This window comes from Bacteroidales bacterium, assembly GCA_035353855.1.
Lineage (GTDB): Bacteria > Bacteroidota > Bacteroidia > Bacteroidales > CG2-30-32-10 > DAOQAK01.
In genome coordinates, this window is the sequence record DAOQAK010000001.1 from 75,377 (window position 1) to 95,036 (window position 19,660).

Genomic DNA, 19,660 nt, shown 5'->3' on the forward strand with positions numbered 1-19,660 from the left:
GCATTATCTTTATAAAATATAAATCATCTATTTTTTCTTTTTACAAATGAGTTCTGAAATAAAAAAAAAGTTTTGTAACAAAATTGAATTTTGGATAGTAATCTTTTTTCTTATTCGGCTTATTGGCATCACTAACCCACCTATTGAAATAGGTCATAACTGGAGACAAGCAACAGGATTAATGGTAAGCAGAAATTTTTTTGAAACCAATTCAAATATCTTATACCCTCGTATTGATGATAATGAAGGTGGCACAGGGATAATTGGAATGGAATTTCCAATTATGAATTATATCTATTCTCTAATTGCTAAATTATTTGGTTACACTCATTGGTATGGACGATTGATAAACCTTATTGTTTCTTCAATAGGAATATTTTTCTTTTATAAAATAATTAAAAAATATTTTGACCATAAAATTGCATTCTCGTCGGCTTTTTGTTTAATTGGTTCGATATGGTTTGCTTTTTCAAGGAAAATGATGCCCGACACATTTTGCATATCATTAATGTTCATTGGAATTTATTATGGGACTGAATATTTAGAGAAAGGACGATACATAAATATTTTTTTATACTTACTATTTTCAAGCCTTGGTATTTTATCTAAGATTCCTGCAGGCATATACTTCATAGTTTTTATTCCTTTATTCTTTACCCGAACAAATCCAAAACAAAAAATAATTCTTGGACTCACGACAATCATACCACTTATACTTACATATACCTGGTATTTTATATGGAACCCTTATGTGTCAAGTAAATTCGGCATATGGTATAATTCAGGTTCAGATATACAAAAAGGGTTTTACGAAGTATCTTCAAATATTTATATGGCATTGGAGAAATTTTTTATTAGTTCTTTTTGTAGTTATATTTTTATTTCATTTTTCATCTTTGGTATTTTCCTGATGTTAAAAAAACAAAACAAAAGATTGATCTATGTTTTTACGTCAATTTTATTAATATTCATCATTTATATTTTCAAATCAGGTTCTTCTTTTACTCATCATTCATATTACATAATTCCATTTGTTCCTGTTATGGCTTTAGTTGCAGGGTATTCCATTTCTCAAATCAAAAATAAATGGTTATTCATTTTTATTATTTTCTTTGGAATTACAGAAAGTATAGCAAACCAGCAACATGATTTTTTTAATAAAAAAACGGAAATGTACAAACTCGAATTAGAATCAATTGCTGATAGTGTTTCGGATAAAAAAGATTTGATTGTTATCAATGGAAATGGAAATCCTCAACAAATTTATTTGACACACAGAAAAGGATGGAACTGTGTAAATAAAAAATTATCGGATAGTTTATTTATCGAAGAAATTGCCCTGCAAGGATGTAAATATATTTTTGTAAATAAACATGATTATAAAGAATATTTAAATTATAAAATTGTCTTTGAAAATTATGATTATACTGTTTATGAAATAAATTCAGAAAAAGAATACATAGAAAAAAATAATTAAAGAATAAGCTATTTTGAATTTTAAAATGTAGATGTAGCATAGTAAATGGAGTAATATAATTTTTAGCATTAATAATAAATTTGCAATATATATATGAGAAATTTGATATTAGTGATGATTGTTTTAACTCTGCTATCATGTAGAGACGGAGTTATGACTGATAATAAAAAATCCGAAAATGAATCTATCTCTAAATCCGACATGACAAAATACACATTTTCCTTACCATCCGAATTTGATTTAAATGTATGTGGCGCTAGTTATGCAATTCTATACAAATATTCACAACCTATTGATACCGTCTTGTTATACAGTAGCGCTTTTTTTATCGGAACAGATTCAATTTTGTATTTGCAAGTCAGATCTCAAAAAGGTACCGAAGAGCATTCTCATAAATCAAAAAACAACAAGATATTTGGTAGAGTAAAAGGTTTAACTATATATGACGGTAATAAATTTAGTTATCTTTCACCTCCATTATATGACTCTTTCTTTTCAGCATTTTATTTGGACAATTATGTTTTATATTATTGGGGATGGTCGAAAGATTCAACATATGCTTGTAAATACAACATTATAAATAAAAAATTTAAAAAAGTTTATCTTACCGATTTGAATTGGGGGACTGATTATATCGGGACTTTTGACAGACCTGAATTATATTATAATTCTATTGAATTTAGCTCTTCAATTACGAAACGTTCATGGACTTTAAATTTTGCATTTGATAAAGTAATAGAGTGTAAAGTTTATCGAAATGATACAGCAAAAGTGAAAGACTCGACTGAATTTGTTATAATTCCATATGTTCATTGATAATATAAATTCCCACGTTCGCGCTCGTTTAGCGAAGCGTAACGAGTGCTTTTACCTTTTATGCTATCATAAGAATATTAGAGTAATTAAAGCAGTTAAATTATTCATCTTCACCAAAAACTACAGCAGTATAAATGTACAAATCGGCTGTTTTCCAGCCATCCCAGCCTATTCCGGCTTTATCGCGGGCACAATGCCCAAGGAATTCTTCTTTTGTCCATTCCGTTTCATCAGCTACCTGTGGCAAAAAAGTTCCTGACATGCCATTCTTAACAATATAAATTCCATGCTTTCCTAAAATAAATTCATCTGGTGATTTTATTTTCTTTAATGGCGACAATACTGAGATCTCAATTGTAATTTTATTCAGTTCATCATTGGTAACTCTGTCAAACCGGTAATCCTCGGTAGATGCTGAAACAGCCATATCCTGAACAATCTGATATAAAGGCTTGTCGGGCATGAATCGTCCGATACATCCGCGTAATTCACCTTTTTCTTTTAATGTAACAAAAGCTCCGCAGTTTTGTTTTATGGTTTCCGAAAAACCGGTAGTATCAATCTTAGGCCTATTACCTTTTTTGATATATGTTTCAAGGGTATTGCGTGCAATTTTCAAAAGGTCTTCTTTATCTTTTTGCGTTAATGAAAATTCATTTTCACTGTTTAGTTTATTTTTTCCATCCGATGAAAACGCAATAGCCCAATACCCCACAACACTGCCCGAATCCTTCGACACCTCACCGCTGTTCTTGTATAAAACGGGTTTCACTGTAATGCCTTTCATATTTTCTGTCATATATAATAATGTCATCACTGCATCATACCCGCAAAGACTGGTAACCAGTTCAGGGATTTTTTTATCAGCATTTGCATTTATGGTGTTCATCAATTCCTTTGGCGAATTTAAAGCAATGGCATCGGCTGTACGTTTATCATTCACAACAGCATCGGCATATTTAGGATAATGCGAAAAATCAGAGCTTATCACAAAAAGATTTTTTTCAGTAAGATAAGGTTTCAGTATCTCTGCAATTTTTTTCAGTTTAGTTACATCAGCAGTACCAATAAGAATAGGAACGATCTTAAATTTTTTCTTCAGGTGATATTGCAAAAAAGGTAATTGCACTTCAATGCAATGGTCAGGCAAATGATAATCGGCATCAAATTGAAATACAGCATTGCTCTTTACCAGCTTATTGGCAATGACAGTATCAACTTCTACTGTATCAAGCGGAGTAATAAAGTTCCCTTTATTATATACCGATGCCCCTTCAAATGCATATCTATGACTTGCACCAATTACAAAAACAGCCTCATATTCTTTATCGGGGTCAACCTGGTTTATAGCCGAAGCTGCCACACTCCCTGAATATATATAACCTGCATGAGGACATATCACAGCAAAAACATTTTTCTCGGTTACAGGTGTCGCTTTTTCAAAAAGATATTTCAAATCTTTTTTTAAAGTTTCTTTATCACCGGCATAAAACTGCCCTGCTACTGCAGGTTTACGGTCTATTGTTTTCTTATCCGATGGTTTGTCCTGCGAATTACAGCTATTATTAATAATAACAAGTTGTATCATAAAAAAGAGTATTATTTTATTTCTAAATAACTTTTGCATTTAATGTTTAATTTTGCAAATCTTTGATTCAAAGATAATATTTTCTTAAATGTCTGACAGAATGAAATCTATTAAAGTAAATAAAGAAATGGTTTTTATTTACGGCATTATTGCTTTGGGTATTTCTTCTGTTGTAACACAAATTATTTTCATCAGGGAATTCCTGAATGTCTTTTATGGCAATGAATTGATATTCGGTATCATTATGGCTAGCTGGATGCTGCTTACCGCTATAGGAGCAATGCTTGGAAAATCATCGGAAAGAATTCATAAGAAAGAAGGATTTCTTATTGGCTTTCAACTGCTATCGGCAATATTTCCTTTGCTTTCTATTTTCTTGTTACGTTGGTTGCGCAATATTATTTTCCCCGAAGGAATCATGCTGAGTCCAATGGATGGGATCATGGTTTCTTTTACATTCCTTTTGCCCTACTGTATAGTTTCGGGTTATCTTTTTACTTTCTTCAGCATCACCCTTTCCGAGAAAATTAAAAGCAACCAGATAAGCAGGGTTTACTATTTTGATACTTTAGGAAGTATTATTGGCGGGATCGTTTTTAATTTCTTCCTGGTGTATTTTCTGAATAACCTGCAAGTACTGTATGTTTTATTGATCGTTAATCTTACTGCTGCATTTGCTATTTCATTAACCTTCCGGAAAAAACGTTCAACTATAACACTGGCAATAGTTACACTTGCATTTTTATTTCTTATGTTTAATTATAACCTGGAAAAATATACCCGCGAAAAACAATATAAAAACCAGGAATTAATTTACTCCAACGATACACCTTTCGGCAACCTTGTTGTTACTAAAACCGGCAACCAGCTTAACTTTTTTGAGAACAGCATGCTTTTATTCTCAACCGATAATTATACTGAGAATGAAGAAGCTGTACATTATGCCATGTTGCAACATCAAAATCCAAAAAAAATATTACTTGTATCGGGCGGAGTAAATGGACTGGCTAATGAAATTTTAAAATATAATATTGACAGTATTGATTACCTTGAAATAAATCCGGCCCTTGTTGAACTGGGGAAAAAATATACACATAATCTCGAAAGTCCTAAAATACATATAAAGAATGAAGATGCCCGTTTGTTCCTGAAACAAACAAAAGAAAAATTTGATGTAGTGATCATTGAATTACCTGCTCCTAATACCGCACAGCTCAACCGTTATTACACCCTTGAATTTTTTAAAGAACTGAAATTAAAATTGAATAAAGATGGAGTAATATCATTCGGATTGTATTCTGGGTCCGACTATATCAGCCCTGAAATTAAAAATATCAATTCTGTATTATTTAACACATTAAATAAGGTCTTTAAAAATATTCTTATTATACCCGGAAATAAAAACTTTTTTATTGCTTCCGATGGAAAATTAAATCCCAACATAACTGAGCTGGTAACCCAGAAAGGAATTGACAACCTTTATGTAAACCCTTATTATTTAGATGATAACTTGATCAAGGATCGGATGCAATACATTTTAAGGCATATTGATAAAAAAACTGTAGTTAATAAAGATTTTTATCCTATTGTTTATTTTCATCAGCTTCGATACTGGATGAGCCACTTCAAAAGCAACTATTATTATTTATTAGCTGTTATTATGCTGATAACCTTAATATTGATTTTAAGGTTAAAGCCGGTAAAATTATGTTTGTTCACAGGTGGTTTTGCCTCATCATCCATGGAAGTGGTAATACTTGTTGCTTTCCAGATAATCTATGGATATGTATACCAGGTCGTCGGGATTATTATTACATTATTTATGGCAGGATTGGCATTTGGAACTTACTATGTAAATAAAAAAATAAAAAATCAATCTGTTAATAATTTTTTAAAAGTTCAGGCTGCAATTGCTATTTATTGTTTTGTGCTTCCGCTATTTATATTAATATCAGCAAAGTTGTCAAGTAGCTTTTATGTAGAATTATTTTTCATATTTTTAATACTTATTTTGGGTATACTTACAGGAATGTCTTTCTCGCTGGCTTCCAAGACAATAAATAAATCAATACATCATATTGCAGCCGAAATTTATGGAGCCGATTTATTTGGTTCAGCGATAGGAGCGTTAATATTATCTACTTTTTTATTACCTTTGCTCGGAATTTTTGAGGCGTGCATTCTAACTGGTTTTTTGAATGTTTTAAGTGGAATCAACCTGTACTTTAAACGTAAAAATTATTCCGTTTGAAATGATTAACAGGCAATTAGCAACTGATGAACAAAAAAAAATTACCAAAAGAGATTTTTTAAAGAAAAGCCTGTTGGGTTTTGGCGGTATGACTGCCTGCTTAAGTTGCACACCTCTGCTATCGTTGGCAAACACAAGGAACAGCATGACTGTTACAAAAAGAAATGATGATATTACCGATTTGCTGAAACACAGCAAAGAAGCTTTATATTACGAAAGCCTGCCTGGTAAATATACTCAATGCCATTTATGTCCACATGCTTGTAAACTTGCTAACGGAGGAAGAAGTTTTTGCCGGAATAAATTTAATGTAGAAGGGAAATATTATACTATTGCTTACGGGAACCCTTGCACTTATCACATCGACCCTATTGAGAAAAAACCACTTTTCCATTTTTTCCCACAGTCCGAAATATTTTCATTATCAACAGCCGGATGTAATTTCCGCTGCCTTAACTGCCAGAACTGGACCATATCGCAAGTAGGTCCTGACAAAACAGAAAATGAAAACTTTAGCCCTGAAGATATTATAAAATATTGTAAGAAAAACAGTATAAATTCCATTGCATATACTTATGCTGAACCTATTGCCTATTACGAATACATGTTGGAAATTGCAAAGCAAGCAAATGCAGCCGGGATTAAAAATGTTTTTATATCAAACGGGTATATAAATGAAGAACCTTTAAACGAACTGTCAAAATACATAGATGCAGCAAGTATCAATTTGAAAAGCTTTCAGGATTCTATATATCAAGATCTTAATGGAGGAACTTTACAACCTGTACTTAACACATTACTTACTTTAAAAAAGAATAGTGTGTGGTTAGAGATTATAAACCTGATAGTTCCAACATGGACTGACAATATGACAATGATAAAAGAAATGTGCCAATGGTTAAATAAAAACGGTTTTAATGAAACCCCATTGCATTTTTCACGTTTCACGCCTATGTATAAACTTACTAATCTGCCATATACACCTGTTGCAACACTTGAAGAAGCAATAAAAACAGCAATTGGCGAAGGTTTGAAGTATGTTTATATAGGTAATGTACCTGGAAATGAAGCGGAAAATACTTTCTGCCCGGGATGTTCCAAAAAGATTATTTCAAGAAAAGGATTTAAAGTTATTGAAAATCATATAAAAAACGGCAACTGCGAATATTGCTCAACTGCAATTGCAGGCATTTGGGAATAAAAAATAAATTATGGCAAAAAAAACTTCACCTAAGAAAAAAGCTGCACCTGTAAAAGGAAAAAGCAAACCTGCTAAGAAACAAACTATAAAAAAACCGGCAATAAAAAAGCCCGTTGTAAAAAAAGCTGTTAAAAAGGTTTCGAAACCTGCTATCAAAAAACCCATTGCAAAATCAAAACCGGTAGCTAAAAAACCTTTACCAAAAGCTAAAGTAAAAGCAAAGCCGGCCCCGAAAAAGGTTGTTAAGCCAGCACCCAAGAAAAAAGTCGTTAATAAAATTATTAAAAAACCTGTTCAAATAAAAAAACCTGCTCCAAAAGCACCGGTAAAAAAAGTTATTCCTAAAAAGCCTGAACCGGTTAGTATTCCTAAGGTAGTAGCAAAACCTATTGAAAAACCTGTTGCTAAAATCGAAAAGAAAATTGTTCCTGAACCTAAAAAACCTGTAGTTGAAAATAAACCCCGTGTTGTACCAATAAAACTCCCACAAACACCAGAAGTAATTTACAACAGGGCTGATATGTTCTATAAAAATGTTTTGAAGGCTGATATTATAAAACGTTATTCTCCTAAGAAAACTGAGGATAAAGATTTTTTAGCAAAAGATATTAATCTTCATGTTAAAATGAACGATAAAGAAACTACCATTTCTGAAAAAACACGCGATCAGGACTGGAACGACATATACGTTGAAATTTACAAAAAATATCCTGATGAAGCCGGCTGGATCAAGTTTACCGAAGCCGAATATCTTGCTTACTTTTTCCCGGGACGTGTATTCTTTTGCAAAATGGAACCTATTCGAAACCTTTGCCAGGATATACTTTGCAGAGCAGTAAACACGGGTATTTTCAAGGATATGTATTATATGTTCTTCCGCAGCAGCGGCCGCCATTCACAATCGATAAAAATAAACAATAAAACCTATAGTTTTACTTTTCATCAAACATACCACGAAGATGGTGATAACTCCTATTATTCAATAGGACTTATTCTTCCTTTCGTAATGCTGATGGATTTCAGAATTGATTATAAAATATTCAAACAATAAAATTTTGTTGAGCCATAATTAAAAAAGCCCTTCGTTAATTTCCGAAGGGCTTTCTTTTTATATTACTAATGTTTTAGTTTTTCACTTCTTCAAAATCCACATCAGTTACTTCGCTGTCATTGCCTTTGTTATTTTGCGGCTGTTCCTGTGGCTCTTGCTGTTGTGATGTATTCTGCTGCTGATTTGTAGCTTTATACATTTCTTCGCTGGCAACCTGCCATGCAGCATTTAGTTTTGCAGTAGCTGCATCAATTGCCGGGAAGTTACGGTTTTTATGTGCTTCTTTTAATTCCGCTAAAGCGCTATCAATAGTAGCTTTTTTATCAGCAGGGATTTTATCGCCATACTCTTTCATTTGTTTTTCTGTTTGAAAAATTAATCCGTCAGCATGGTTTATTTTATCTATTTCTTCTTTAGCTTTTTTATCAGCATCGGCATTAGCTTCAGCTTCCTGTTTCATTTTTTTGATTTCATCTTCAGTAAGTCCTGATGAAGCTTCAATACGGATATTCTGAGTTTTACCGGTAGCTTTATCTTTAGCTGTTACATTAAGTATTCCGTTTGCATCAATATCAAACGATACTTCGATTTGCGGAATGCCACGTGGTGCTGGTGGAATACCATCGAGGTGGAAACGACCTATCGTACGATTCTGGGCAGCCATAGGACGCTCACCTTGCAGTACATGTATTTCAACTGATGTCTGGCTATCCGATGCAGTTGAAAATACCTCTGATTTCTTTGTAGGTATTGTTGTATTGCTTTCTATTAATTTTGTAGATACACCGCCAAGTGTTTCGATTCCTAATGATAATGGAATAACATCAAGTAAAAGAACATCTTTTACTTCACCAGTAAGAACACCTCCCTGTATTGCAGCGCCAACAGCCACTACTTCGTCGGGATTTACACCTTTTGAAGGGGTTCTTCCAAAAAACTTTTCAACTAATTGCTGAATAGCAGGAATACGTGTAGAACCACCTACAAGAATAACTTCATCAATTTGTGATGCATTTAAGCCTGCATCAGCTAAGGCTTTTTTACAAGGTTCAATTGTTGATTGTATCAGTTTATCGCAAAGCTGTTCAAATTTTGCTCGTGTAAGTGTTCTTACCAAATGCTTTGGAACACCGTCAACAGGCATAATGTAAGGTAGATTGATTTCTGTCTGAGTACTGCTGGACAACTCGATTTTTGCTTTTTCGGATGCTTCTTTAAGTCTTTGTAAAGCCATTGGGTCTTTACGCAAATCGACATTATATTCGCTCTTGAACTCCTCAGCAAGCCAGTTAATCACTTCATGATCGAAATCGTCGCCACCAAGGTGAGTATCACCATTTGTTGATTTTACTTCAAAAACACCATCGCCAAGTTCCAGTATGGAAATATCGAAAGTTCCGCCACCAAGGTCAAAAACAGCAACTTTAATATCCCTGTTTTTCTTATCAAGACCATATGCAAGAGCTGCTGCTGTAGGTTCGTTGATAATTCTTTTTACTTTCAGTCCAGCAATTTCACCAGCTTCTTTTGTAGCCTGACGTTGTGAATCGCTGAAATAAGCAGGAACAGTTATAACTGCTTCGGTTACTTCCTGACCAAGATAATCTTCAGCTGTTTTCTTCATTTTTTGAAGAACCATCGCTGAAATTTCCTGAGGAGTATATAATCTTTCGTCGATTTTAACACGAGAAGTATTATTATCGCCGCGAACTACTTCGTAAGATACACGTTGAATTTCTTTTGTGACTCTATCAAATGTTTCACCCATAAAACGTTTAATAGAAAATATCGTTTTCTTTGCATTAGTAATAGCCTGACGTTTTGCAGGATCACCAACTTTACGTTCGTTGTTTTCTGTAAAAGCTACTATTGATGGTGTAGTTCTTCTGCCTTCGCTGTTGGGGATTACAACAGGTTCGCTGCCTTCCATCACAGCCACACATGAATTGGTGGTTCCTAAGTCGATTCCAATAATTTTACCCATTTTATTTTGAATTAATTGTTTGTATTTTTTTAACTGATAAGGGGGCTTTCAATCTTTATGCCATGTACAATAGCTGACATTTTCAAGAAAATATGGCAGAATGTGGTTTTTTAAAAAAATAAATTTATGCCAAAATCCGATGACAAAAAGGCAGGCAAAACTATTGAAAGCTCAGGTATTTTGTATATACCCCATGATAAAGGGAATCAAGAGAAAATTTATTCATTTCAAGCTTCACATCAATATCATATCGCGATGAAAAAAGACCTATTCCATTACTGATATTAGTATATTCGGGTTTTTCCTGTACAACACCTGATGTAGGTTTATTTACTTCCATATATGTATAAAATTCATCGGCTGCAACTGTAAAAATAAAATCAACATCATTTGGATGTGCAACACGCCTGATAACATCACTTTTTTGCGGTATCACATCTTTTAAATATTTATAAAATGACTGCCCAAAATAATTTGTTGACATTTCTTCTCCCCCATCGGTAGTTTTAGAATTTTGTGTACCCAAATTCCAGTCAACATGAAACAGAGCGCTATCACCGGTATTGATATTCTTTTCCCAATAATTAAAACGAATTATTGTTTGATATAATCGTCCGTTTACACCTGAATACCATTTAACCTGGTATGAATTTCCGGAATTAAATACAGCTTGTTGATTAGCCGAAGGTTTTGTTATTGTGAATGAATGTACAAGCGGAGTTTCAGAATAAATTATTTTTCCGGTTTTTTTGTTTTTAATATTAAGCTTATAAACCGTATTTCGGTCAAGTGTATCCAGGTATGCATTAAACTTATAAACAACCTGATCCGGATAATAGAATGTACCTGCTTCTTTATTATAAATAGTTGTGGTATCGAGCAGCCATGTTCTTGTTTGATTATTATCAATCCATTCTTCCATAGTAACTTCAAGATAATTGCCATAAGTACAGGAATCAGGATCAGCTGCCATAGTAATTGCATTCCCATCGCCAAGAAAAGCTTTATTTATTTTAACATAGTGTACCGTTTCATTCTGGTTCAGTATACAATATACAATAGAAATATCTTTCCAGTCAGCATTAATATCAAAATCGGTACTACAACCGTAAATCAAAGATGACAGAAGAATAGCAAAAATAATTTTTTTCATTATTTAAAATATATCCATCAACAAAAGTAAAAATAAAATAATATCGGATACATTGACCGTCATATATTTTTTAATTAATGATTGTTAATTTTTTTCATGTTTAACATTATTTATAGCTTTGCAGGCAAATAATACTTCTGTAAAAAATAGAAGTAAAAAAATAAAAGATATGACAGCGCTTCGAGTAGTTAATAAAGTTACCACTCATGTTCTGAGAGAAATGAAAGCAGAAGGCGAGAAAATTGCCATGCTTACAGCATATGATTATTCATTGGCAAGAATACTGGATAATGCAAAGATTGATGTAATCCTTGTTGGAGATTCTGCATCAAATGTAATGGCCGGACATAAAACCACTTTACCTATTACTTTGAACGAAATGATATATCATGCATCATCAGTAGTTCGTGCTGTTTCAAGAGCATTGATAGTAGTAGATCTGCCATTTGGCACTTACCAGGGAAATTCAAAAGAAGCGCTAAATTCGGCAATCCGAACCATGAAAGAATCAGGCGCCGATGCTGTAAAACTTGAGGGAGGAAGAGAAGTCATTGAATCGATCGACCGTATTTTATCGGCAGGAATTCCGGTAATGAGTCATTTGGGTTTAACACCTCAGGCAATCAATAAATTCGGTACATACGTTGTTCGTGCCACCGAACCTGAAGAAGCAAACAAACTTTTAGAAGATGCTGCACTTCTTGAAAAATCAGGTGTCTTCGCGATTGTACTGGAAAAAATTCCGGCAAAGCTGGCTAAACAGGTTACCCGAGACATTAAAATACCAACCATAGGAATTGGCGCAGGCAGCGATGTTGACGGACAAGTTCTTGTATTACATGATATGCTCGGCATTACACAGGAATTTTCGCCGCGTTACCTGCGACGCTATCATAATTTATATAATGAAATTAAAAATTCTGTGGAATCCTATATCAGTGATGTAAAATCTTTAGATTTCCCTAATGAACGCGAGCAATACTAAAATGGATTTTTCTGATATTGCATCTCGCATTCTTTATGAAGATAATCATTTACTGGTGTTCAACAAAAAGCCGGGTGAAATAGTACAAGGCGATAAAACCGGTGATAAATCTTTAAAAGATATACTTTCCGATTATATCAAAGTCAAATACAATAAACCGGGAAATGTTTACCTGGGCGTTGCTCACCGCATTGACAGGCCTGTGAGCGGAGCAATAATTTTTGCAAAAACAGATAAAGCCCTTACACGCATCAATAAACTAATTCACGACAGGCAAATAAAAAAAATTTATTGGGCTATTGTAAAAACAAAACCAAAGAATGAGCATGGCACACTTCGAAATCATCTTTGGAAGAATGAAGAAAAAAATAAATCATTCGTTGTGGATGCCTCGCGTAAAGGTGCATTGATGGCTGAACTGGAATATAAAGTGATTGGGAAAAGCGATAATTATTTTTTACTTGAAGTGGAATTGCACACCGGTCGTCATCACCAGATACGGGTACAGCTTGCCGAAATGGGATGTTCTATTCGCGGTGATTTGAAATATGGTTATCACCGCTCTAATCCAGACGGAAGCCTAAGCCTGCATGCCCGGAAAATCGAATTCATTCACCCGGTAAAAAATGAAAAAATGATTATTATCGCTCCAACTCCTTCCGATAATGCCTGGAGCTTTTTTGAAAAGAAACAGTAATTCACTGATATTACGCAAAACTCAAAACAAAATTTTGAAAATTGTAATTAATTAGAATTTTAAGAGTATATGCCGCCCGCCTTGCTCGCCTCGCTGCGAAGCGGGCAGACGAGGCAGGCAGGCATAACCCAATTAACTGAACGTGCTTGAAAGCTATATAGTCATGAAAGTGTAGTACCTACGGTACAATAAGAATTGAGTAGCACCTTTTTTACCAAGCTGTTGTCCCTAATGGGACATATAATACCAATTGTTAATTTAAAATAGTCCAAAGAATATTTTAAATTTTACAATGGTTATGCCGATGACATAGATGTTATAGTACAATTTATTGGACTATTACATATATACAATCGGTATAATAAAATAATGTTGTTTCAATTTATACTGAATCTTGGCAAGTTTGCGTTCCGAATTCGGAAGCAAAAACGCTTAGATCCAGTTTTACTGAGCATTCGAGGTTGCCTTTTTTGCAAACTCGAATAGCCTAAGTATAAATTATGATTTTGTGTAACATCAGTAATTCATCCAAAAATATTTATACTGATACGGAATAGGTTTATTCACGATCTTATTTTTTATACTGAGAATGCGAATCAGGTCGTTCGTTTCACAAATCTGTCAAGAAAGAATATATTTTATTTATTTTTGTTATTTATTTTCCATTGTTGATTCTTCATGAAAAAGAATATTTTTATTTTCCTGGTTATTTTATTTGTCTGCAAACATGCATCAGCACAGTATTACGACCTCGGACAGGATCCTGCTTCTACAAAGTGGAAGGTTTTGAAAACAGAAAATTTCAAAATTATTTATCCATCAGATTTCGAAAATAATATCCAGCGACTTGCCAATACGTTACAATATGTTTATGAATACGGAACTATAACGCTTGCTCATAAACCAAAAAAAATAAATGTTGTTTTACATGACAAATCTGTTGTGGCTAATGCTTATTCCCTATGGACACCGCAGCGCACCGAATTTTTTACCTGCCCGCCACAAAACACTTATGCACAGGATTGGCTTGAACAGCTTGCTATTCATGAGTACCGTCATATGATACAAATGGATAAATTAAACCAGGGATTTACAAAAATCCTGAACTATGTAATCGGGCAACATTCTACCATTGCTGTTCTTGGGTTATTTGTTCCTATGTGGTACATGGAAGGCGATGCTGTTTGCACAGAAACGGCATTAAGCCATACTGGCAGAGGTCGTATTCCTTCTTTTGAAATGAAAACAAGAGCACAACTTCTTGAGAAAGGAAAGTTTTCATTTGAAAAAGCCCAACTGGGTTCGTCAAAAGATTTTGTACCCGACCAATATTATTTCGGTTATAACTTTGTTTCATATACACGTAAGCTATGGGGAGCAAAGGCTTTCCAGAGCGCTATGGATTATACAGGGAAATACCCGTTCCTGATCACACCTTTCAATCATGGATTAAAAAAAATTACCGATTTATCGAAACGAAAAATGTACGACCTGATTTGGGATACGCTTGGTAAGCAATGGGCAAAGCAGCAAAAAGAAATTGAATACACTCCTTCAAAAAAAATATCTCCCGAAAATAAAATTTACACCAATTATAAATTCCCGGGTTACTTAAACGACAGCATTATCATTACTGAAAAATCAGGCAAAGACGATATAAGCAGGGTGATAATATTAAACAGGAATTCGAAAGAAACGAAATTATTCACTCCCGGTTTTTATACTTCAGAAAGCATCTCGCTTTCCGGAGATATGGCATTTTCAAAGAACAGCCCGGGTTCATATACCTCCGACAATATCTCATTATCTAAAAGCTATGTGTGCTGGGGCGAAAGGGATATTGACAAACGCTGGGCACAGCGCGATTATTCGGTAATTAAAATTTATGATTTTGATAAAAAGAAAACAAAAAAGCTGACAAAGAAAACCCGATACTTTGCTCCTTATTTTTTCCCCGATGCATCAAAAATTGTAGTTTCGGAAGTTACCGTTGACAATAAATATTTCCTTACAATCATTGATGCAAAAAACGGGAAAGAAATAAAAAAGTTTTCTTCTCCTGATAACATGCTTTTTACTACTCCTTCAGTTTCACACGATGGAGAATATATTTATTCTGTTGCATTAAATGAAAAAGGAAAAAGCATTGTTGCTGTTAACGCTGAAAACGGAACAATCAAAACAATACTTGAACCCGGCTATCATGAAATTTCAAATGCCTATTCATATAAAAATTATATTTTCTTTAATGCAGACTATTCGGGTATCGAAAATATTTATGCCATTGATACGCTTAGTAAACAAGTATTCCAGGTTACCTCATCTAAATATGGAGCAACAGATATTGACATTTCCCCCAATGGAAAAAAAATGGCTTATGCTGATTACACTGCCGATGGGTATTGCATTTCGGAAGCCGATTACGATCCCGGTTCATGGAAACCATTACAACAGGTAACCGATAATTCTATTAAAGTTTATGAATCGTATTTACCTGAAGAAAAAGGAATAGTCGACAAGACAACCATTGCAAATAAAATTTACGAAAGCAAACCATACTCTAAAGTAACACATCTTTTTCATCCTCACAGTTGGTTACCATTTTATCTTGATGCTGATAATATTTCCGCAAGCCCCGGAATTTCGGTCATGTCGCAAAACCTTTTAAGTAATACATTTGGAACTATTGGTTACGAATGGGATAAGAACACTAAAGAAGGACGATATCATGCAGATATAAGCTACAAGGGATTATATCCTATTTTCAACCTCACCTATCAATACGGGAAACAGGCTGATATTAATGATAACGGACAATATACCTATAATGAAAATAATATAAAATTTGAAACAAGTATTCCATTCTCATTCATTCACAATCAATATTTCAGGGGATTTCGTTTTGATGTTAATACTAATTTCATTAACATTACCCACGACGGAACAACACCAGATAACATAATGAGCGGTAAAGCACAAACAATGGAATATCAATTTTATATTTATAATCAGATAAAATCTGTTGACCGCGATATGCGTCCAAAATGGGGACAAAGCCTTGAACTGAATTTTTTAAACACTCCTTTTAAAGGAAATGATTTTGGCACACTGTCAAGCGCTGAAATTTCGTTATTATTTCCCGGAATCATTAAGCATCATAGTTTGCAGGTATATGGCGGTATACAGGACAACAAGCATGGAGAATTTCGCTTTAGCGATATGGTATCCTACCCTAAAGGATACACTGATGAATATAGCGATAAACTAAAATCCATCTCATTAAATTATAAAATGCCCTTAGCTTATCCTGATTTAAATATAGGTTCACTTATATATTTAAGGAAAATTCTTACCAATGTTTTCTACGATTATGCAGAAGGAACATACAATAATAAGAATAAAATATACAAATCTGTTGGCGCTGATTTAATAACCGATGTTCATTTCGTACGTTTCTTTATCCCGTTGTACCTGGGTTTACGGACATCCTATTTACCTTCGGAAAAAGATATTGTTTATGAAATGCTTTTCAGTGTTGACTTTTCGGGGTTTTGAGAATTGACAGAATGAATGATTGATTGAATAACTTTATAACATAACATATGAACACATTAGTAAAAATTATAATAACAGCATTTGCGGTAATTATAACATCTTATATTTTACCCGGGGTAAAGATTGATGGGTTCCTTACAGCACTTATAGTTGCTGCAGTATTATCCCTTCTGAATATTTTTATAAAACCATTATTGATTCTGCTAACTATCCCCATCACATTTTATACATTCGGATTATTCCTTTTGGTAATCAATGCCGTAATAATTATAATGACCAGCAGTTTGGTGCCCGGGTTTAAAGTTGATGGTTTCTGGTGGGCGCTTGCTTTCAGCATTATTTTGTCAGTAGTACGTTCATTGCTTGAAAGTATTGATAATAAAGATAACCGGCAACAACCTTATACAGAATAATAATAAAAAGGGGGGGCAGCCCTTCGGGCTGCCCCCCTTTTTATTATATACCGATACGGAACAGATTTGCATTTTTCTTATTTTAATCCTATCGGTATAACTCGTTCTAATCAAATTTGCTTTTGCATTCTTGATAAGAACGAGTATAAAACTCAATTAAATATTTTTAATCCATCACACAACGAATGCTCATTCCGCATTTCTTATTATATGTGCCATGAACTGTATTTGCATTTCCATAATATAAATTTACTCCCCATGCATTTGATGCATCGCTGGCTGTTGTTGACCACCAACATCCATAATTAGTAATCAAATCAAATCCGCCAGTTGGAAGACGATCGCCTCCAGGAATAGCAGTAAAGCCGCTTGAGTTGGAAGCACCTGTATTCGGAGTTACCCAATGAGTGGTTCCGGTTTCTTTTAAACAGCCTCCTGCTGCACTCTCACCACCCAAATATGAAATTAAAGTTGTCCAGTCGGCATCAGTGGCAACATGCCAACCTGTTGGTGCAATATTCCTGCTATCGGATGCAGCACTCCAGTTGTAAAGGTAACCATACATTGTTGCTGTTGGTGCTGAATTGTTATAACAACAATATGCACCGCTTGTAAGGTTCGACCATTGGGTATTATCAGAAACATTAGCAATAGCATCACCATTACGGTAATGGGTTACATGTAAATTTTCCACAAGCCATGCCTGTGTTCCAATAACTACAGTATGATAAACATTTCCGTCAACATCGTTAACAGTAGCAGGTGCTGTAACCTGGGTATCATCTTCATCTTCATCTTTATCTTTTTTACAACTACTGGTAAACAAAATAAAAATACCCATAATGATCACAGGGCAAAACCAAAATAAAAATTTATTTCTTCTCATGTGTGTAAAATAAAAAATGGTTTTTCAATAATTTAAAAAACAAATATATGCAATATTGAGAAACTGTTTTGAATTCATTCAAATTTAATTGTATTAACGGTCAGACTGAGCCGATTCTCCAGGAATAACAATATTCTCCTATCCGGAAGTCACTGAAGGAGAATCGTGTCGAAGTCGACCGATATTTGTAACTCTTCGACACGGACAACAACACGTATGCCCTCGCTGTGTCCGGCTCTGAGTGACAATTAAAGTTATAATATGTATACTATATAAAAAATTCATAACAGTTTCTGAATACAACAATAAATATTTTATACCGATTTGAAAAATAATATAGTCCAAACTTCATTTCAATTGTTTGTACTCCGCCTTGGCGGATGATTTTTATATCGGCATAACCAAAGTAAGAATTTGTAGTATGTCTTTGGACTATCTACAAATTCACTTTGGTATTATTTTAAGTGCCTGAAATCTTTTCGTATATCAATAAAAAGTTTTTTGTTTGCATTCTTAACGTTTATTTTTTTCAGCTTCGCTTTACTCCACCATGAACATTTTAAATAAAGTTTCAAATCATCAAGAAGTTTATCCGTGATAAAATTCTTTTCCATAGTAATGGGTTCATAATTCTTAAATGCATCCTGGTATATATAACCATCGCAATAATCACCCAATGTAAAACCGGGATGCCCCAAAGCATAGTACGAATCAGCTGAAGAAAGCTTCCGGAATGGCGAATTCGCTACATCGAACCCTACTCTTTTGTCTTTAAATTTTTTCATTACCGAATCAATCGTTCCATTTACAGGTCGCACACAGGGAACATCAAAACCTTTTGCTGAAGGCCATCCTGCATGAAGATATATATTAAAAATTTTTCCTTTTAATGAATCGTAAAGCACATTTCCAAAACGCGAAATATAACCATTTACTATTTTATTCTCAAAATCATAATCAGGTGTGTGATACCTGGTAAGGGCACGATTGCTTGAAGTATAAATCAATGCTTTTACTTTCTTCTTTTTTATTTCATCATAAAAAACCTTTAACATAAAAAGGTCAAGATTATTTTTCATGTAATGTAACTTTTCACAAGGGAAATATAAACATGCAAGGTTTACTATACGGAATTTTTTTTCTCCCGGTTTTAACGAATGGTTTACTTTCCATGCTGCTTCATATAAATCGATATATTCCTTATATCCCCATAATGAATTATACCGGAACATTATTGAATCAGCTCTCTTCCTGTTAAATTCGGGAGCGGTGATCAGTGAATCGATAAGTTTCTGATGCAGCGATACGCCATATTCTGTAGCCAGGCAGTAAATCCCGTTTTTATATAACAAAGGGATAAGGTTGGCAATTAATTCCACATCATGTTTTATACGTCCGTATTCACCTATCAAAACATAATCATGATCCTTGAATTTACTTATAACATAATCTTCGGGTGTTGCCCAGTTATTTTTTAAATACGTTGCCAGTTCATTTTGCCTGCTTTCCTGCGCCTGCAGCAAACAATATGAAAACAGGAAAAATAAAATAAGTTTTAATTTGGTCATAGAAATTTAATTTATTCAATAAATATGATTTTAAA

The 19,660-nt window shown here is 33.8% G+C and carries 14 protein-coding genes; 9 read left to right on the top strand and 5 right to left on the bottom strand.

The genetic code is table 11. The features are described from left to right. Window positions 1-46: 46 nt before the first annotated feature. Both PKK00_00340 and PKK00_00345 read left to right on the top strand, forming a co-directional pair. The gene (locus PKK00_00340) at window positions 47-1,477 is read left to right on the top strand and encodes a glycosyltransferase family 39 protein (GenBank protein ID HNW96838.1); all 1,431 of its coding nucleotides are present in this window, start codon (window positions 47-49) and stop codon (window positions 1,475-1,477) included. Between the two features lie 93 nt (window positions 1,478-1,570). Beyond that, entirely contained in the window at window positions 1,571-2,293 is a 723-nt protein-coding gene (locus PKK00_00345; protein ID HNW96839.1) for a hypothetical protein, read from the top strand. A 100-nt stretch (window positions 2,294-2,393) separates the two neighbouring features. Here the strand turns inward: PKK00_00345 and amrB are convergent, their stop codons facing one another. Then, window positions 2,394-3,881, bottom strand: a complete 1,488-nt coding sequence (gene amrB, locus PKK00_00350; protein HNW96840.1) for an AmmeMemoRadiSam system protein B — start codon at window positions 3,879-3,881, stop codon at window positions 2,394-2,396. A gap of 100 nt (window positions 3,882-3,981) precedes the next feature. Here amrB and PKK00_00355 point away from each other — a divergent pair, with 100 nt between their 5' ends. The 3 genes from PKK00_00355 to PKK00_00365 are packed head-to-tail and all read left to right on the top strand — an operon-like array spanning window position 3,982 to window position 8,384. Continuing rightward, window positions 3,982-6,132 carry a fused MFS/spermidine synthase gene (locus tag PKK00_00355; protein ID HNW96841.1) on the top strand — a complete coding sequence of 717 codons (2,151 nt, stop codon included), beginning with the start codon at window positions 3,982-3,984 and terminating at the stop codon, window positions 6,130-6,132. A 1-nt stretch (window position 6,133) separates the two neighbouring features. Then, window positions 6,134-7,333: an AmmeMemoRadiSam system radical SAM enzyme gene (gene amrS / locus PKK00_00360; GenBank protein ID HNW96842.1), complete on the top strand. Its 1,200-nt coding sequence runs from the start codon at window positions 6,134-6,136 to the stop codon at window positions 7,331-7,333. Window positions 7,334-7,343: 10 nt separating this feature from the next. After that, window positions 7,344-8,384: a hypothetical protein gene (locus tag PKK00_00365; protein ID HNW96843.1), complete on the top strand. Its 1,041-nt coding sequence runs from the start codon at window positions 7,344-7,346 to the stop codon at window positions 8,382-8,384. Window positions 8,385-8,457: 73 nt separating this feature from the next. Here PKK00_00365 and dnaK read toward each other — a convergent pair whose 3' ends face one another. Beyond that, window positions 8,458-10,368 carry a molecular chaperone DnaK gene (gene dnaK, locus PKK00_00370; protein ID HNW96844.1) on the bottom strand — a complete coding sequence of 637 codons (1,911 nt, stop codon included), beginning with the start codon at window positions 10,366-10,368 and terminating at the stop codon, window positions 8,458-8,460. Window positions 10,369-10,528: 160 nt separating this feature from the next. Next, window positions 10,529-11,521 carry a hypothetical protein gene (locus tag PKK00_00375; GenBank protein ID HNW96845.1) on the bottom strand — a complete coding sequence of 331 codons (993 nt, stop codon included), beginning with the start codon at window positions 11,519-11,521 and terminating at the stop codon, window positions 10,529-10,531. Window positions 11,522-11,690: 169 nt separating this feature from the next. Between PKK00_00375 and panB the strand changes: the two genes are divergently transcribed. From panB to PKK00_00395, 4 genes are all read left to right on the top strand, one after another. Beyond that, window positions 11,691-12,506, top strand: coding sequence for a 3-methyl-2-oxobutanoate hydroxymethyltransferase (gene panB / locus PKK00_00380; protein HNW96846.1), 816 nt, complete (start codon window positions 11,691-11,693; stop codon window positions 12,504-12,506). A gap of 1 nt (window position 12,507) precedes the next feature. Beyond that, window positions 12,508-13,203 carry an RluA family pseudouridine synthase gene (locus tag PKK00_00385; protein HNW96847.1) on the top strand — a complete coding sequence of 232 codons (696 nt, stop codon included), beginning with the start codon at window positions 12,508-12,510 and terminating at the stop codon, window positions 13,201-13,203. 678 nt (window positions 13,204-13,881) lie between these two features. Further along, entirely contained in the window at window positions 13,882-16,758 is a 2,877-nt protein-coding gene (locus tag PKK00_00390; protein HNW96848.1) for a hypothetical protein, read from the top strand. Window positions 16,759-16,805: 47 nt separating this feature from the next. Continuing rightward, window positions 16,806-17,171: a phage holin family protein gene (locus PKK00_00395; GenBank protein HNW96849.1), complete on the top strand. Its 366-nt coding sequence runs from the start codon at window positions 16,806-16,808 to the stop codon at window positions 17,169-17,171. A gap of 166 nt (window positions 17,172-17,337) precedes the next feature. Here PKK00_00395 and PKK00_00400 read toward each other — a convergent pair whose 3' ends face one another. Beyond that, the gene (locus PKK00_00400; GenBank protein ID HNW96850.1) at window positions 17,338-18,057 is read right to left on the bottom strand and encodes a fibrobacter succinogenes major paralogous domain-containing protein; all 720 of its coding nucleotides are present in this window, start codon (window positions 18,055-18,057) and stop codon (window positions 17,338-17,340) included. A gap of 455 nt (window positions 18,058-18,512) precedes the next feature. Further along, entirely contained in the window at window positions 18,513-19,625 is a 1,113-nt protein-coding gene (locus PKK00_00405) for a hypothetical protein (GenBank protein HNW96851.1), read from the bottom strand. Between the last annotated feature and the right edge of the window lie 35 nt (window positions 19,626-19,660).

What these genes read in the sequence shown, in the direction of transcription:
- PKK00_00375 (HNW96845.1), bottom strand. Translation starts at nt 11,521, where the DNA reads ATGAAAAAAATTATTTTTGCTATTCTTCTGTCATCTTTGATTTACGGT.
- PKK00_00340 (HNW96838.1), top strand. Translation starts at nt 47, where the DNA reads ATGAGTTCTGAAATAAAAAAAAAGTTTTGTAACAAAATTGAATTTTGG.
- PKK00_00365 (HNW96843.1), top strand. Translation starts at nt 7,344, where the DNA reads ATGGCAAAAAAAACTTCACCTAAGAAAAAAGCTGCACCTGTAAAAGGA.
- PKK00_00395 (HNW96849.1), top strand. Translation starts at nt 16,806, where the DNA reads ATGAACACATTAGTAAAAATTATAATAACAGCATTTGCGGTAATTATA.
- amrS (HNW96842.1), top strand. Translation starts at nt 6,134, where the DNA reads ATGATTAACAGGCAATTAGCAACTGATGAACAAAAAAAAATTACCAAA.
- amrB (HNW96840.1), bottom strand. Translation starts at nt 3,881, where the DNA reads ATGATACAACTTGTTATTATTAATAATAGCTGTAATTCGCAGGACAAA.
- PKK00_00405 (HNW96851.1), bottom strand. Translation starts at nt 19,625, where the DNA reads ATGACCAAATTAAAACTTATTTTATTTTTCCTGTTTTCATATTGTTTG.
- dnaK (HNW96844.1), bottom strand. Translation starts at nt 10,368, where the DNA reads ATGGGTAAAATTATTGGAATCGACTTAGGAACCACCAATTCATGTGTG.
- PKK00_00355 (HNW96841.1), top strand. Translation starts at nt 3,982, where the DNA reads ATGAAATCTATTAAAGTAAATAAAGAAATGGTTTTTATTTACGGCATT.
- panB (HNW96846.1), top strand. Translation starts at nt 11,691, where the DNA reads ATGACAGCGCTTCGAGTAGTTAATAAAGTTACCACTCATGTTCTGAGA.
- PKK00_00400 (HNW96850.1), bottom strand. Translation starts at nt 18,057, where the DNA reads ATGAGAAGAAATAAATTTTTATTTTGGTTTTGCCCTGTGATCATTATG.
- PKK00_00390 (HNW96848.1), top strand. Translation starts at nt 13,882, where the DNA reads ATGAAAAAGAATATTTTTATTTTCCTGGTTATTTTATTTGTCTGCAAA.
- PKK00_00345 (HNW96839.1), top strand. Translation starts at nt 1,571, where the DNA reads ATGAGAAATTTGATATTAGTGATGATTGTTTTAACTCTGCTATCATGT.
- PKK00_00385 (HNW96847.1), top strand. Translation starts at nt 12,508, where the DNA reads ATGGATTTTTCTGATATTGCATCTCGCATTCTTTATGAAGATAATCAT.